At 64.5% G+C, this 16000-nt stretch carries 11 protein-coding genes; 2 read left to right on the top strand and 9 right to left on the bottom strand.

From position 1 onward, the window contains the following. Positions 1–441: 441 nt before the first annotated feature. The 9 genes from MKZ40_RS15140 to MKZ40_RS15180 form a co-directional block, all read right to left on the bottom strand. Complete coding sequence (locus MKZ40_RS15140) at positions 442–2346, bottom strand: M48 family metallopeptidase (RefSeq protein WP_175090502.1); 1905 nt, start codon at positions 2344–2346, stop codon at positions 442–444. A gap of 71 nt (positions 2347–2417) precedes the next feature. Next, positions 2418–3011: a LemA family protein gene (locus MKZ40_RS15145; RefSeq protein ID WP_166019876.1), complete on the bottom strand. Its 594-nt coding sequence runs from the start codon at positions 3009–3011 to the stop codon at positions 2418–2420. Positions 3012–3212: 201 nt separating this feature from the next. Further along, positions 3213–4844, bottom strand: a complete 1632-nt coding sequence (locus tag MKZ40_RS15150) for a bifunctional 2-methylcitrate dehydratase/aconitate hydratase (protein ID WP_175090501.1) — start codon at positions 4842–4844, stop codon at positions 3213–3215. Between the two features lie 194 nt (positions 4845–5038). After that, on the bottom strand, positions 5039–6307 hold the full coding sequence (gene prpF / locus MKZ40_RS15155) for a 2-methylaconitate cis-trans isomerase PrpF (protein ID WP_175090500.1): 1269 nt from the start codon (positions 6305–6307) through the stop codon (positions 5039–5041). After that, on the bottom strand, positions 6304–9006 hold the full coding sequence (acnD, locus tag MKZ40_RS15160) for a Fe/S-dependent 2-methylisocitrate dehydratase AcnD (RefSeq protein WP_175090511.1): 2703 nt from the start codon (positions 9004–9006) through the stop codon (positions 6304–6306). The genes prpF and acnD overlap by 4 nt, the downstream gene beginning before the upstream one ends. Positions 9007–9073: 67 nt before the next feature. Then, entirely contained in the window at positions 9074–10231 is a 1158-nt protein-coding gene (gene prpC, locus MKZ40_RS15165; protein ID WP_175090499.1) for a 2-methylcitrate synthase, read from the bottom strand. Between the two features lie 182 nt (positions 10232–10413). After that, positions 10414–11325: a methylisocitrate lyase gene (prpB, locus tag MKZ40_RS15170; RefSeq protein ID WP_175090498.1), complete on the bottom strand. Its 912-nt coding sequence runs from the start codon at positions 11323–11325 to the stop codon at positions 10414–10416. 73 nt (positions 11326–11398) lie between these two features. Next, positions 11399–12178 carry a GntR family transcriptional regulator gene (locus MKZ40_RS15175; protein ID WP_175090497.1) on the bottom strand — a complete coding sequence of 260 codons (780 nt, stop codon included), beginning with the start codon at positions 12176–12178 and terminating at the stop codon, positions 11399–11401. Positions 12179–12548: 370 nt separating this feature from the next. Continuing rightward, positions 12549–13421, bottom strand: coding sequence for an alpha/beta hydrolase (locus MKZ40_RS15180; RefSeq protein WP_175090496.1), 873 nt, complete (start codon positions 13419–13421; stop codon positions 12549–12551). A gap of 231 nt (positions 13422–13652) precedes the next feature. On the opposite strand from MKZ40_RS15180, the gene pabB reads away from it, so the two are divergent. After that, positions 13653–15104: an aminodeoxychorismate synthase component I gene (gene pabB / locus MKZ40_RS15185; RefSeq protein ID WP_175090495.1), complete on the top strand. Its 1452-nt coding sequence runs from the start codon at positions 13653–13655 to the stop codon at positions 15102–15104. A gap of 215 nt (positions 15105–15319) precedes the next feature. Further along, positions 15320–15946 carry a phosphoadenosine phosphosulfate reductase family protein gene (locus MKZ40_RS15190; RefSeq protein WP_175090494.1) on the top strand — a complete coding sequence of 209 codons (627 nt, stop codon included), beginning with the start codon at positions 15320–15322 and terminating at the stop codon, positions 15944–15946. Positions 15947–16000: the final 54 nt, after the last annotated feature.

Raw genomic sequence — 16000 nt, forward strand, 5'->3', positions numbered from 1 at the left:
AGTCAAACTTCTCGTGAGAGGCTTGCTCCGATATTTGGTGACCTTGTCACCACTCATCGGCAAGCGCTCACACGAATTACCTGATCAAATTTTTAAAGAGCGTCGCTGTGAAGCGAGGAGGCATATTCTACCCGAAACGCTTGATAAGTCAAGCACTTGATGATGAGTCAATCGACTGCCTCTAAGCATCATCAAGCGGTGAGGAGCGTTGCTCGATCACCTGTTCCACAAGGAGTGCGGCGCATTCTAGCGAATCGCCCGGGATTGTCAATCGATGATTTCGAAGCGGACTTCAAAAACATCAAGCAAAACAAACACCTGCAAACCTCTTTCACCGCTGGCAACGCCATGCGTCCCCGGCAGCGGATGCGTACTTTACGCAGGAATCGGTTTGATGGCAAGAGCTTTGACGCAGAAAATAGCCGCTCGCCTGGTCGATACTCAGACCGCCCTGCCATCCGCAGGCCGTGATACTGGGCGCGCCTGCCAGCCACCACGCGAATGGGACTGTGTCTCAAGCGCCGCTTCCAGGCGTGCCTCCGGCAGCTGCATGACGCGGGCCAGCAGTGTCAGCAGGGCCACCTCCTCATCGGCCAGTGTCTGGTCGGCATGCACCACCTGGGCAAGCGCCGTGAACCAGCGCTGCTTGTCCATCGGGCGCAGGTGAGCCAGCTGCGTGAGATGACGGCAGCGCAGCGCAGGATTATCCCCATCCGGCTGCGACTGCGGATACGCAAGCGCCAGACCAAGTTCCGCACTGGCGTCCAGGAAGATGCCCTCGCGCAGCGCTTCATCGTCGATGAATCCGACCATCAGCATGAGCCAGTGCTGACAGGCCGGCTGACATTGCTGCAAGGCCAGCGAGTCACTCTTGCGATCGATTCGCGGGTCCAGTGACTCCAACAACAACTGCCACAGACACCAGATGAACATGTCCTGCGGAGGTGTCTGCGCCTTGAGCATGCGATGAGCGCGCTCATCCGCTTCCCGCCAGCGCGGTATCAGCCGGTTGAGCAAGGGGATCCACTCGACTCGCGGCAAGGACTCGAGCTTGCGCCGCGCCTCGCGCACGCGCTTGCCATCCAGCCAGTCATGCTGACGCTCAAGCTCGGTGAGCCAGACCCCACGCCGGGTGAGCTCCGAGGGCGCGATCATCGCCACCACCAGCTGTGGGCAGAGAAAGCGTGACAGCGTCAGGTTCTCGAGTTCACCCCGGGAACGCGACAGCTCGCCCAGGACAGCCGCGCCGGCGATACCCGCCACGACCCCGCCAAGCACTTCTGCCCCGATGGGCCCCTGCTGCTCGAAGGTATGCACCGGTTGCTGACGCGCGCTCAGATATTGCCTGTCCCAACGGGGTTCCAGGCGCTTGATGCGTTCATCCAGCGGCGGATGCGAGTCGAACCAGCCCGTCAGCCATGGCGGACGCGCTTCGACGAAGAAGAGATGGTTGTAGGTCATTGCGCGCGGATGCTGGATGCGCCCCTGCCAGCCCATGCCACCGATACGCTTGAGGGCCGAGGCGATGCCATCCGGGAAGCGCGTCAGACGCACCGCACTGGCATCGGCGAGATATTCGCGTGAGCGCGCTACCCCGCGTTGCAGCAGCCTGCCGCCCAGCCCGCCGAGACTGCCGAGCAACCACAGCGCCACACCGACCAGCATCAGCTGTGGCATGCCGCCTTTCCTGTCGGAGCCGGAGGAACGTACCCTGCCCAACACGAAGCCGATGCGCCCCGCCCCCATCAGGAAGCGTCCCGCCTCGGAGAGAAACACCAGGCCATGGACCGCACTCGCCAGACGCAGGTTGAGGCGAATATCGCCATTGGCGATATGGGCGAACTCGTGAGCGACCACGCCCTGCAGCTCATTGCGATCCAGCTGCTCCAATGCCCCGCGACTCAGCGCGATCACCGCATCATGTGGCCGATAGCCCGCCGCGAAGGCATTGATCATCGCCTCATGCGGAAGCAGGAACAGCTGCGGCGTGGGCAGATTGGCGGCGATCGCCATCTCTTCCACCACATTCAGTGCCCGCCGCTCGCTCGAGTCCTGCGTCTCGACATCCACCAGCTTGCCACCCAGGCGTGCGGCCACGACCGCGCCGCCCTGCTGCAGACGCCGCAGCTCACGCGCTGCGACCAGTGCATTGCACAGGAAGATGATGCTCGCCACTGGCCAGACATATTCAAACGTCGTGGTGGCCGGGCGCCCCAGGAAACTGCTGATCGCGACATGCACCACGGCGCCGGCGGCAAGAGACACCACCAGCGACATGACCGTGAAGGCCATCAGCAATAGCCGTGTACGACGCCGCGCACTGTCCTGCTCATGATAGAAATTCATTCGCGCTCGCCATCTACCCAGTCACGGATCACAGCGCAAGACCGCTGCGAGAGAAGCATCAGCCGGTCGACTCACGAGAAACTGACATCCGGCGCCTGGCGGATCTTCACGCTGTCATCGAAGGCCAGCAGACCTGCATCACTGCGATGACCGAAGGTCGGCGCGAACATCACCTGCGGGAAGCTCTGGCGATAGACGTTGTAGTCGGTGACGGCATCGTTGTAGGCCTGACGCGCGAAGGCGACGCGGTTCTCGGTGGCAGTCAGCTCTTCCATCAGGTCGCTCATGGTCTGGTCCGCCTTGAGCTCCGGATAGGCCTCGACCACCACATCCAGCTTGCCCAGACTCGCTGCCAGCCCCTGCTCGGCACCGGCCAGGCTGGCCAGCTTGTCCATGCTGCCGGGGTGCGCCGCTGCGGCATTCAAGGCAGCCATCGCCTTGTTGCGGGCATTGATCACTTCTTCCAGGGTGCCACGCTCATGACTCAGATAGCCCTTGGCCGTCTCGACCAGATTGGGAATCAGGTCGTAGCGCCGCTTGAGCTGCACCTCTATCTGCGCGAAGGCATTCTCGAAGCGCGCCTTGAGGCTGACCAGCTTGTTGTAGATCGAGATCACGTAGATGACGATCAGCGCGATGGCGCCCAGCAGCAGAAATGTTTTCATGATGAGTCCCTTGTGATGAAGCCTTTGCCATGATGCCTTTGCCATGAAGGCTCGGCAGGCGTTGCCCCGCTCTCCAGCGAGTCTTTACAAGCGCCCCTGCCGGGCTTCCTGTGCAATCCGCTTCCAGTTTACCCATACCGGATGACGGCACCAGACAATTGGATGACTGATTGCCAACGGGGCATCATGCGGCCGGCAACCTCACGGCACCCAATGCGCCATGAACTCGTGCACCGGCAGTGCTTCGAGTCGCTCGCGATCGCCCAGCAACGCCATCAAGGTGTCGCAACGCGAAGGCGGGAAGCAGGTGGCCAGATTGGCCCGGCACTTGTCCTCGAGCGGGACGAGCGACTCTTCACGCCGCCGGCGATGTCCCAGCGGGTATTCCACCGTCACCTGTTCAGTGGCACTGCCATCGTGGAAAACCACCCGCAGGGCATTGGCGATCGAGCGCTTGTCGGCTTCCAGATACTCGCGGGTGAAGCGCGCCTCTTCCTTGACGACCATCCTGTCACGCAGCCGGTCGATCTCCGGGTGAGCGGCATGGAAGCCATCTTCATAGTGGTCCGCGTTCAACTCGCCGAAGATCAGCGGCACCGCGACCATGTATTGCAGGCAGTGATCGCGGTCCGCCGGATTGGCGAGCGCACCCTGCTTGGAGATGATGCGGATCGCCGATTCGTGGGTGGTGATCTCGATGCGCTCGATCTCCTCGAGCCGGTCGCGAACCTCGGGATGGAGCCGGATAGCCGCCTCGGCGGCGGTCTGGGCATGGAATTCGGCCGGGAAGGAGACCTTGAAGAGCACGTTCTCCATCACATAGCTACCCAGAGGGCGCGCCAGCGTCAGGTGCCGTTCGTTTTCAGGCTTGAGGGCGAGATCGCTGTTGCCGTGACTGAAGGAAACATCATTGAAGCCCCACTGCGGCGCACTGAGAGCGCCGGGGATGCCCATCTCGCCACGCAGGGCGATATCCGCCAGCCGCACGCCGCGTGAGGTGGCGTCCCCCGCCGCCCAGCTCTTGCGCGAGCCGGCATTGGGCGCATGACGATAGGTACGCAGACTCTGGCCATCGACGAACGCGTGCGACAGCGCTGACAGCAACTGCTCGCGATTCGCCCCCATCAAGCGCGCCGTCACGGCAGTGGTCGCCACCTTGACCAGCATGACATGGTCGAGCCCGACGCGATTGAAGCTGTTGTCCAGCGCCAGCACACCCTGGATCTCGTGGGCCATCACCATGCTCTCCAACACATCACGCATCACCAGAGGCGGCTTGCCCTGCGCGACACGCTGGCGCGAGAGGTGATCCGCCACCGCCAGAATGCCGCCGAGATTGTCCGAGGGATGCCCCCACTCCGCCGCCAGCCAGGTATCGTTGTAATCCAGCCAGCGGATGGTGCAGCCGATATCCCACGCCGCCTTGACGGGATCGAGACTGAAGGCGGTGCCAGGCACCCGCGCACCATGCGGCACCACGGTCTCGGCCACCAGCGGCCCGAGATGCTTGGTGCATTCCGGGAAGCGCAGCGCCAGGATGCCGCAGCCGAGGGTATCCATCAGACACAGCCGAGCGGTGTCCATCGCCTCCGCCGTGGGACCTGAGCGCTCGTGCTTGCCAGCCCGGACATCCGCATCCGAATCCGCGATAAGGGGATCGTCGCAATACCCCAGCACATAGTCGGCAATCTGCTGCAGCTCCGAGTCATAGTCCGGGCGCTGATTGGCGCTGGCCTGGTTGGTACTGGCCTGGCTGGTACTGGCCTGACTTGTACTGGCTTGAGTGGCGCTGAGACGGCTTTCGCCTTTCTGATCAGAGGATGGCGTGCTCATACATGACCTCCTGTCGTGAATCGTCTTTGCCCGTGTGCGGCTCCCGCGACACCAGCACATCCCCCGAAATACCTGTGTACACACCACAGACACGCGAAAGCCGGCCCTCTGCACATGCATGCCAGGCCGGCTTTCATCGGTGTGCCGCAAAGAGGGATATAGTGACAATAGACCATCGCCTGCCAATACCGGCGCTAGCGCATCAAGGTCTCCGCAGGCACCCGCACCCAGCCTTCCATCAGGATACGCGCACTGCGACTCATCACCGCTTCACTGACGGTCCACTCGCCCTCGCCTTGCTGACCGCCACCGACCTGGCCCGAGGGTGACTGACGATGGGCACTCGCACCGACCCTGAGCGTGCCGGAGGGATGACCAAAGCACACCGAGTCACGCGCGGTGACTGTCTGCCCGGCCCCAGACTCAGCACTGGCTCCGCCAGCGGCGGCAAGATTGACCAGCGTGCCCGGTACCGCAGCCGCCGCGGCGATGGCGACGGCCGCGGTGCCCATCATGGCATGGTGCAGCTTGCCCATCGACACGGCGCGGATCAGCACATCGATCTCGTCGGCCTTGATCTCGCGACCACTGGAGACAACGTGATCCACCGGCGGCGCCACGAAGGCGACCTTGGGGGTGTGTTGGCGCGTGGCCGCCTCTGCGAGATCATTGATCAGTCCCATGCGCAGCGCGCCGTGGGCGCGCAATGTCTCGAGGCGCGCGAGGGCCTCGGCGTCACCATTGATCGATTCCTGCAGCTCGGTGCCCTGATAGCCGAGATCGCGGGCATCGACGAAGATGGTCGGGATGCCGGCATTGATCAGAGTCGCCCGGATTCTCCCGCCCGCGACCACCGATTCCGGCACTTTCAGCGTATCGACCACATTTCCGGTGGGGAACATGCTGCCTTCGCCGGCGGCAGGGTCGCGGAAGGCGACCGCCACTTCGGCGGCCGGGAAGGTCACGCCATCCAGGGCGAAGTCGCCGGTTTCCTGGACGCGCCCTTCGCACATCGGCACCCGTACGATGATGGTCTTGGCGATGTTGGCCTGCCAGATACGCACCTCGGCGATGCCATCACGCGGCAGGCGCTCGGTCGGCACCAGGCCCTTCTCGATGGCGAAGGGCCCGACCGCCGCCGAGAGGTTGCCGCAGTTGCCGCTCCAGTCGACGAAGGGCGAGTCGATGGATACCTGGCCGAACAGGTAGTCGACGTCGTGATCCGGCTGTTCGCTGCAACTGATGATCACCGTCTTGCTGGTGCTGGAAGTCGCGCCCCCCATGCCGTCGATCTGCTTGGCGTAGGGATCGGGACTGCCGATCACGCGCAGCAGCAGGGCATCGCGCGCCGGGCCCGGCACCTGCGCCGCTTCCGGCAGTTCATCGCGCAGGAAGAACACGCCCTTGCTGGTGCCGCCACGCAGGTAGGTGGCGGGAATCCTGAGCTGTGCCTGCTGGCTCATGCCGTCACCTCCGCCGCCGTCTCGCCCGGTGCCTGCGAGTTCAGGAAGTCCTCGGCGAAGCGTTGCAGCACACCACCCGCCGAGTAGATGGAGACCTCCTCACGGGTATCGAGACGGCAGGTGACCGGCACGCGCTCGAGCTGACCCGCCTTGTCACCGGCGGTGCGCTCGATCACCAGCGTGAGTTCTGCCCCCGGCGCCGGCTCGCCCTCGACGGCGTAGATCTCGCTGCCATCCAGCGCCAGCGTCTTGCGCGTGGTACCGGCGGCGAACTGCAGCGGCATCACGCCCATGCCGACCAGATTGGTGCGGTGGATACGCTCGAAACCTTCCGCGACTATGGCCTCGACACCCGCCAGCCGCACGCCCTTGGCCGCCCAGTCACGCGACGAGCCCTGGCCGTAATCCGCGCCCGCGATGATGATCAACGGCTGCTTGCGCTGCATGTACGCCTCGATGGCCTCCCACATGCGTACCACCTTGCCTTCCGGCTCCAGGCGTGTGAGCGAGCCCTGCTTGACCTCGCGCTTGCCGTCCGCCCCTTCCACCACGGCCATCTCGTTGATCAGCTTGGGATTGGCGAAGGTGGCCCGCTGCGCGGTGAGGTGATCGCCACGGTGGGTGGCGTAGGAATTGAAGTCCTCCTCCGGCAGGCCCATCGCGGCCAGGTACTCGCCCGCCGCACTGCTGGCCATGATGGCATTGGAGGGTGACAGGTGATCGGTGGTGATGTTGTCCCCCAGCACCGCCAGTGCCCGCATGCCCTTGAGCGTCGGCGCGCTTGCCAGGCCGCCTTCCCAGTACGGCGGACGACGGATGTAGGTGCTCATCTCGCGCCAGTCGTAGAGCGGACTGGTCGTGTCGTCGCGATCCTGACGGGCCTCGAACATCGGGATGTAGACCTGACGGAAGTGGTCCGGCTTGACGCTGGCGCCGACGATGGCGTCGATTTCCTCGTCGCTCGGCCACAGGTCCTTGAGCATGATCGGCGAGCCGTCCGGCGCATGCCCGAGAACATCCTTCTCGATGTCGAAGCGGATGGTGCCGGCGATGGCGTAGGCGACCACCAGCGGCGGCGAGGCCAGGAAGGCCTGCTTGGCGTAGGGGTGGATACGGCCATCGAAGTTGCGGTTGCCGGACAGCACTGCGGTGGAGTAGAGGTCGCGCTCGACGATTTCCTGCTGGATCGCCGGGTCCAGCGCACCGCTCATGCCATTGCAGGTGGTGCAGGCGAAGCCGACGATGCCGAAGCCGAGCTGCTCGAGTTCCGGCAGCAGTTCCGCCTCTTCCAGATACAGCTGCACGGCCTTGGAGCCCGGCGCCAGCGAGGTCTTGACCCACGGCTTGCGCGTCAGCCCCAGCGCATTGGCGCGTCTGGCCAGCAGGCCGGCGGCGATGACATTGCGCGGATTCGAGGTATTGGTGCAACTGGTGATGGCGGCGATGATCACCGCGCCATCCGGCATCAGGTCGCGCCCATCCTCATCCTGCTCATGCTCGATCACCCCGGAGATGCCACGCGCGGCAAGCTCGCTGGTCGGCACGCGACTGTGCGGGTTGGAGGGGCCCGCCAGGGTGCGCACCACCGAGGACAGGTCGAAGGTCAGCTCGCGCTCATATTCCACCGCGCCTTCGATATGGCCGCTCTCATCGGCCCACAGCCCGGTCTCACGCGCGTAGCGCTCGACCAGCGCGATGTTCTCCGGCTCACGCCCCGTAAGGGTCAGGTAGTCCAGTGTCTGCTGATCGATGTAGAACATCGCCGCCGTGGCGCCGTACTCCGGCGTCATGTTGGAGATGGTGGCACGATCGCCCAGTGTCAGGCTGGCCGCGCCTTCGCCGAAGAATTCCAGATAGGAGGAGACGACCTTCTCGGCGCGCAGGAATTCGGTCAGCGCCAGCACGATGTCGGTGGCGGTGATGCCCGGCTGCGGACGCCCGGTGAGGCGCACGCCGATGATGTCCGGCAGGCGCATGTAGGAGGCGCGCCCCAGCATCACGCTCTCGGCCTCGAGCCCACCGACGCCGACGGCGATCACGCCTAGCGCATCGACATGCGGCGTGTGGCTGTCGGTACCCACCAGGGTATCCGGGAAGGCGACCTGATGGCCCTTCTCATCGGCGCGCGACTCGATCACCGGCGACATCCGCTCCAGATTGATCTGGTGCATGATGCCGTTGCCCGGCGGAATCACGTCGATGTTCTCGAAGGCCTGACGGGTCCAGTCGATGAAGTGGAAGCGGTCCTCGTTGCGCCGCTCCTCGATGGCGCGGTTCTTGGCGAAGGCGTCCTTGTCGAAGCCGGCGTGCTCCACCGCCAACGAGTGGTCGACGATCAACTGGGTCGGCACCACCGGATTGACCTTGGCCGGGTCTCCGCCGCGCTCAGCGATGGCATCGCGCAGACCGGCAAGGTCGACCAGCGCGGTCTGACCGAGGATGTCATGGCACACGACGCGCGCGGGGTACCACGGAAAATCGAGATCACGCCGACGCTCGATCAATTGCACGAGACTGTCGCGCAGCTGGTCCGGGGGGCAGCGACGCACCAGGTTCTCGGCCAGTACGCGAGAGGTATAGGGCAGACCGGCATAGGCGCCGGGGGCGATGTCTTCCACGGCGGCACGCGCATCGAAGTAGTCGACCGGGGTACCCGGTGACGCCGTGCCAGGCAGGGGTTTGCGATACTCGGTATTCATGGGCATCCGGACTCATCAGGCGGTCAAGAAAACGATCGGCCAGCACGCGGACTGGCCGAGGAAAGGGTCAGTCGCGCTGCTCGATGGGCAGCCAGTCGCAATGCTCCGGGCCGGTGTAATCGGCGCTCGGGCGGATGATGCGATTGTTGGCGCGTTGCTCGAAGACATGCGCCGCCCAGCCGGTCAGGCGTGAACAGACGAAGATCGGCGTGAACAACTTGGTGGGGATGCCCATGAAGTGATAGGCGCTGGCGTGGAAGAAGTCGGCATTGCAGAACAGCTTCTTCTCGCGCCACATCACGGCTTCGACGCGCTCGGAGACGGCGTAGAGCTGAGTGTCGCCCACATCCTCGGACAGCTTGCGTGACCACTCCTTGATGATGGCGTTGCGCGGGTCACGTTCACGGTAGATGGCGTGGCCGAAGCCCATGATCTTCTCGCGGCGTTCCAGCATGCCGAGAATCTCGCGCTCGGCTTCCTCCGGTGAGCGCCAGTGCTCGATCATCGCCATCGCCGCCTCGTTGGCACCGCCATGCAGCGGGCCGCGCAGCGAGCCGATGGCCCCGGTCACGCAGGAATGCAGATCGGAGAGCGTCGAGGCGCAGACACGCGCGGTGAAGGTCGAGGCATTGAATTCGTGCTCGGCATAGAGGATCAGCGAGGTGTTCATCACCGCGGCATGCAGCTCGCTAGGGGCCTCGCCGTGCAAAAGGTGCAGGAAGTGCGCGCCGATGGAGTCATCATCAGTCTCGGTGTCGATGCGCACGCCGTCATGGCTGAAGCGATACCAGTAATTGATGATAGACGGGAACACCGCCAGCATGCGGTCGGCCTGGTCGGACTGTTCCTCGAAGCTCTCTTCGGTTTCCAGATTGCCGAGCATCGAACACCCGGTGCGCATCACGTCCATCGGGTGGGCACTGGCCGGAATCTGCTCCAGCACCGCCTTCAGGGCATCCGGCAGGCCACGCAGGCCCTTGAGGCGCGCGATGTAGGCGTCCAGCTCTTCACGATTGGGCAGCTTGCCCTTGAGCAGCAGATAGGCGACTTCTTCAAAGCTTGCGTGGGCGGCGAGATCCTCCAGATCGTAGCCGCGATAGCGCAGGCCGGAGCCGGTCTGGCCAACGGTGCACAGAGCGGTCTCGCCGGCGCTCTGGCCGCGCAGGCCGCTGGGAGCACCTGTGCTCGGGGTAGCGGTGGCCGGGTTGGCGATGGTATCTGACATGGCGCGATCTCCTTGGCAGTGACGTCATTGGGTTGTTCTTTTTCTTGTAGGGCATAAAGCGTCAAGCCCCTCGCCGGCCAGGCGTCTGCCAGCGAGGGAGAAACGGTCGGGCCGAAAGTGCCGGCCCGTGAAGCCAATGGCCTCATGAGACGAGACATGGCGTCCGCCTCGAGCGTCTGGCATCAATCCTTGCGGCTTTCGGCCTCGAACAGGGTGTCCAGCTTCTGCTCGAAGGTGTGGTAATCGAGGAAGTCGTAGAGCTCCATGCGGGTCTGCATGTCGTCGACCACGTCCTTCTGATCACCCTTGTCGTGGATGTTCTGGTAGACCTTGAGGGCGGCGGCGTTCATGGCGCGGAAGGCGGACAGCGGATAGAGCACCATCCGGCAGCCGACATCGCCCAGCTCGCGCTGATTGAACAGCGGCGTGGCACCAAATTCGGTGATATTGGCCAGAATCGGCGCGTCGACGCCCTCGCAGAAGGCGCGGTAGTCCTCGAGGGTATGCACCGCCTCGGCGAAGATGGCGTCCGCTCCGGCTTCGACACAGGCGTTGGCACGCGACACGGCGGCCTCGAGCCCTTCCTTCTGGAAGGCATCGGTACGCGCGATCAGATAGAAGTCGTCATCACGGCGGGCATCGGCAGCGGCCTTGATGCGGTCGACCATCTCCTGACTGGAGACGATGGCCTTGTTGGGGCGATGACCACAGCGCTTCTGGGCGACCTGGTCTTCCAGATGCACGGCCGCCACACCGGCACGCTCCATCTCCTGAATGGTGCGCGCGATGTTGAAGGCGCCGCCCCAGCCGGTGTCGATGTCCACCAGCAGCGGAAGCTCGCTGGCGGCGGTGATGCGACGCGCGTCTTCCAGCACGTCATTCATGCTGGTCATGCCCAGGTCCGGCAGACCGTAGGAGGCGTTGGCCACGCCGCCACCGGACAGATAGATCGCCTGATGCCCGACGCGCTCGGCCATGATGGCGGTATAGGCATTGATGGTGCCGACGATGGGCAGCGGACGGTTGGCTTCCAGCGCCGCGCGGAAGCGGGCGCCGGGGCTTGGCAAGGCGGTGGAACTCAGATGGCGTGACATGACATCTCCCGGGCTGGGCCCATGACGGGGTTGGAATTGTTGGTGATGATCCGGTCGCAAGCGGTGTGGCAGTTCACTCCTCGCCCTGCTCTTCCTTGAGCGTGGCGGCATAGCGGCGGGCGACGTTCTCCCGCGAGGCGCTGACGTGGCGCCGCATCAGAAGTTCTGCCAGCTCTTCGTCGCCGGCCTCGATGGCATCGACGATACGGTGGTGCTCGACGAAGGCCTTCTGCGGACGCGAACCACTGGCGCTGAACTGGGTGCGATACATGCGTACCAGGTAGTAGAGGTCGTCGCAGAGAATCGTCATCAGCATGTGGTTGTGGCTGCCGAGGACGATCTGATAGTGGAAGTCGAGATCGCCTTCCTTCTGGAAGTAGGCGGTGCCGGTCTTGAGGTCCGACTGCTGCTCGTGGGTCTTGAGCACGCTGCGTAGTCGCGTGACCTCCTCCTGCGTCATGTGCCGCGCCGCCAGGCGCGCGGCCATGCTCTCCAGCGCCTCACGCACGTCGAACAGCTCCAGCAGCTCGGTCATCGAGAGCTTGACCACCCGCGCGCCGACGTGAGGCACGCGCTCGATCAGGCGGTGGACCTCGAGGCGACGCATCGCCTCGCGCAGCGGGCCGCGCGAGATGCCATAGGCCTGTGCCAGCCCCGGCTCGGTGATCTTGCTGCCAGGTGCCAGCTCGCCGCGCACGATGGCGTCCTGCAGCTGGTGGAAGACGCGCTCGGCCAGGGTGCGCACCTCAGGCGCCGGAGCACTCGCGGAGGCGGTGTGGCCTGCCTCCTCGGCAGTGGCGCCGCGCGCGAGGCTTCGAGCGGTGGTGGCATTGTGAAAGGCATCGGTGGTCATGGTGGTCAGGCGATCCGGCTGGACGAGGGGCTGAGACAGGACAATGGCAATGAGGGACTTCCAGCACCATTGTCGACAATCATTCAATGACTGCCAGACTAGCCAGCGAGCCTGAGTGGGTCAAGACGCAATCCGCCAAATCCTCTACACCTTTGGCGTAAGAGAGTTGGCATGCGCTGGATAAACGGCTGCAAGAACAAGGACGAACCGCCTGAGAAGCCGCCATGCCAGCCTTCACACACCGACAGGACAGAGGCATTCCAGCTGGCAGAGGCCGAGACGAAAGACGCCCCGTCAGCACAGGCTGACGGGGCGTCTTTCGTCTCAAGGCCAGACCGTTCATCGGCCGGCTTGTCGACAATCGCGCGATTTATGTGAAGCTGAGCTCCGCGCCGATGCGGCGGGGTTTCTGGAAAGGCAGCGAGTGATCGGTGCCGGGAATTTCCAGCGATTGCCAACCTACATGACGCTCGGCCAGCAGGCTGTGATAGTCGCGCAGGGTCTGCGGGCTCTTGCCACCGACCAGGCTGCGCACCTCGCTGCCTGAGGCCAGCACGTCGGCCAGCAGCGCCTCGCGGTCGATCTCGCGCACGGCATGGGTGACACAGTCCAGCGCATTGGCAAAGCCCAGATGGCGATGCGCCAGACGTGCCACCATCATGCGCTCGGCGCGCGGGTTGCGCGTACGATGCGGCGAGATGAGGTCGAGAAAGGCGGTGATGCCCGCCTCGGGGCTTGGGGCTTCGCGCATGGCACGCGCCGCCTCGGCGTAGCCGTCACGCACCTTGACCATGGTGGCGTGGCATTCGCGCTCCAGCAGCGCCGGCTCCAGCAGACTGATGTCGCCGACCTTCACCTCCGGGCGCTCGGCGCGCAGGCGCTGGACGAGACGCATGGCGACCAGCCCGCCGAAGCTGTAGCCGATCAGGTCGAAATGCGTGATGCGCTGGGTCTCGATCAACGCCATCACGTCCTCGACCACCTGCTCGAGAGTGAAAGGAGGCTCGCCACCCTGTGGCGCCAGCGTCTGCCCCATGCCACGCAGGTCGGGGATGATCAGCTCATCATGGGCCGTGAGATGCCCGACCAGCGGTGCCCAGGTCAGCGTGCCGGCCACCCCCGCGCCGTGCAACATCAGCAGTCGGCGCCCGCCCTGGGCGTCATGCCGCTTGAGACGCTGCCAGAAGATGTTCTGATCGGGACGTGACAGCAGGTGTTGGCCATGTTCGAACTCGGGATGCATGCAGGGGCTCCGGTGGGGTGCCAGGGGCTGGGCAATAGGGCTGGGCGAATGTCTGCACGTGCGCCAACGCCGTCATCGATGACAACGCAGGGCATTCAGAGGCAGGCACCTTAATCAGCACGCGGGAGAACGGCAAGCCAACAAGGGCCGCCCCTCACCGGAATCCGCACGCATGGGCGGACAAAACGCCTTCGGATGCCTAGAATGCCCTGTCCGCCAACGGAAGCTGTCATGACCATCTCGCTCGAAATCAACGCCCTACCCTATGCCCTCGCCGCCGAGGATGAAGCCTCCACGCTGTCGCGCTTCGCACGCCTGCGCTCACGTCCCGACGCCGTGCTGCTCGACAGCGGCCAGCCCTCGCTGGCCGGCGGTCGCTTCGACATCATCAGCAGCGACCCGCTGGCCGTACTGGAGCAAGGCCCACAGGGTGGCAAGCTCACTGGCCCGCTGCCGGAGACGATGCGTGACCTGAGCCAGTTCAGTGAAGCACTGGAGCGCCTCGCCCGCCTGCCGGTGATCGAAGCCCAGCGCCAGCTGCTGACCCTGCTTCCGCAGACGCTGGCAGGCGAAGAGCTCGCCCGGCATGACCTGACAGCCGAGGACCTGCCGTTCATCGCCGGCCTGATGGGCTACTGGAGCTACGACTTCGGGCGCGCGCTGGAAGACCTGCCCGCCACGACCGAGGACGACATCGCGCTGCCCTGGGCGCGTCTCGGTCTCTATGACTGGGCATTGATCAGTGACCATCAGCGCCAGCAGAGCTGGCTGATCGCCTCGCCCCAACGGCGTAGGCAGGTGCTTGAGTGGCTGGAGCAACCGGCGCCGCGCAGCGCTGACTTCGCCCTCGACACCCCCTTCTCGCCGCTGCTGGATCGCGCAGGCTACGGAGAGCGCTTCCGCCAGGTGATGGAGTATCTGCATGCCGGGGACTGCTATCAGATCAACCTGACCCAGCGCTTCTCCGCCGACTGCAGTGGCGACAGCTGGGATGCCTATCTGCGCCTGCGTCAGGCCACGCCGACACCCTACGCCGGCTATCTGAGCTGGCAGGACGCCAAGGGCGAGGAGATGGCGATCGTCTCCGTCTCGCCGGAGCGCTTCGTCGAGGTCAATCACCGCGCGGTCGAGACCAAGCCGATCAAGGGCACCCGCGCACGTGGCGCGACACCGGAAGAGGACGCGCGGCTGGCCACCGAGCTGCTGGAAAGCCCCAAGGACCGCGCCGAGAACGTGATGATCGTCGACCTGCTGCGCAATGACCTGGGCCGCGTCTCCGCGCCCGGCAGCGTCAAGGTGCCATCGCTGTGCGCGCTGGAGAGCTACGCCAACGTGCACCATTCCGTCAGTACCATCACCAGCACCCTGGATGAAGGACGTGATGCGCTGGACCTGCTCGGCGCCGCCTTCCCCGGTGGCTCCATCACCGGCGCGCCCAAGATCCGTGCCATGCAGATCATCGAGGAGCTGGAGCCGGTACGCCGCAGCGCCTATTGCGGCAGCCTCGGCTATCTGGATATCCGCGGCCACATGGATACCTCCATCGCGATCCGCACGGCGGTGATCGCCGAAGGACAGGTGCATCTGTGGGGCGGCGGCGGCCTGGTTGCCGACTCCGAGGAAGAAGCCGAATACCGCGAGAGCCTGGCCAAGATCCAGCGGCTGATGGAAGCGCTTGGCTGACAGACTGCGTTATAAGCCGTCACGAGCGCCATAACTCGATGGCATATAACGTTCGAACGAATTCGTATTGGGGAAGCGGTGCCTGCCTTTGATAGGGTAGGCGCATTCCTGCACGTCTCCTTGAGCGCTCCCCGCCTCTGCTGATGGTCCTTCCTGGCCATTGATCAGCCCTGCGCCCCGCTCCATCGGACGTGCCCTCGTTCTGGAGACTCCTCATGTCCGACACCTTCGATCTCTCTCGCATCAACGCCGAATTCGGCAACGACCCGGAAGCCCTGACCCGCTGGGCCCTGTCGCTGGACAAGCACGCCATCTGCACCACCAACTTCCGTCCCTTCGAGGCGGTGATCCTGCACATGGTGACGCGCTTCCGTCCTGACATCCCGATCGTGTGGATGGACAACGGCTACAATACCGATGCCACCTATCGCTTCGCCGATGAGGTGACGCGCAAGCTGAACCTGAACCGCATCATCTATCTGCCGCAGCGTACGCGTGCGCACCGTGAAGCCGTCGATGGCCTCACTCCGCATATCGATGACCCGCGCCACGAAGCCTTCACCCGTGAAGTGAAGCTCGAACCGTTCGAGCGTGCGCTGCGCGAACTGAACCCCGAGATGTGGTTCACCGCCGTGCGCGCCAGTGACACCGCCTTCCGTGCCGGCATGCAGCCGGTCTCGCTGAACGGCGATGGCCTGATCAAGGTCGCCCCGGTGCTCAACTGGTCATCCAAGCAGATGCACGAGTACCTGGTCGCCCACGACCTGCCCAACGAGTTCGACTACGTCGACCCGACCAAGGCGGAAGACAACCGCGAGTGTGGCCTGCACCTGGCACACTGAGCCCTGTGGTTGACGCTGTGCGCTCGAATAGCTCAGCTAGCAAAAAGCCCGCCT

The sequence above is a fragment of the Cobetia sp. BMC6 genome, assembly GCF_029991385.1.
In the GTDB taxonomy this organism is placed as follows: domain Bacteria; phylum Pseudomonadota; class Gammaproteobacteria; order Pseudomonadales; family Halomonadaceae; genus Cobetia.

What these genes read in the sequence shown, in the direction of transcription:
- MKZ40_RS15140 (WP_175090502.1), bottom strand. Translation starts at nt 2,346, where the DNA reads ATGAATTTCTATCATGAGCAGGACAGTGCGCGGCGTCGTACACGGCTA.
- MKZ40_RS15145 (WP_166019876.1), bottom strand. Translation starts at nt 3,011, where the DNA reads ATGAAAACATTTCTGCTGCTGGGCGCCATCGCGCTGATCGTCATCTAC.
- MKZ40_RS15150 (WP_175090501.1), bottom strand. Translation starts at nt 4,844, where the DNA reads ATGAGCACGCCATCCTCTGATCAGAAAGGCGAAAGCCGTCTCAGCGCC.
- prpF (WP_175090500.1), bottom strand. Translation starts at nt 6,307, where the DNA reads ATGAGCCAGCAGGCACAGCTCAGGATTCCCGCCACCTACCTGCGTGGC.
- acnD (WP_175090511.1), bottom strand. Translation starts at nt 9,006, where the DNA reads ATGAATACCGAGTATCGCAAACCCCTGCCTGGCACGGCGTCACCGGGT.
- prpC (WP_175090499.1), bottom strand. Translation starts at nt 10,231, where the DNA reads ATGTCAGATACCATCGCCAACCCGGCCACCGCTACCCCGAGCACAGGT.
- prpB (WP_175090498.1), bottom strand. Translation starts at nt 11,325, where the DNA reads ATGTCACGCCATCTGAGTTCCACCGCCTTGCCAAGCCCCGGCGCCCGC.
- MKZ40_RS15175 (WP_175090497.1), bottom strand. Translation starts at nt 12,178, where the DNA reads ATGACCACCGATGCCTTTCACAATGCCACCACCGCTCGAAGCCTCGCG.
- MKZ40_RS15180 (WP_175090496.1), bottom strand. Translation starts at nt 13,421, where the DNA reads ATGCATCCCGAGTTCGAACATGGCCAACACCTGCTGTCACGTCCCGAT.
- pabB (WP_175090495.1), top strand. Translation starts at nt 13,653, where the DNA reads ATGACCATCTCGCTCGAAATCAACGCCCTACCCTATGCCCTCGCCGCC.
- MKZ40_RS15190 (WP_175090494.1), top strand. Translation starts at nt 15,320, where the DNA reads ATGTCCGACACCTTCGATCTCTCTCGCATCAACGCCGAATTCGGCAAC.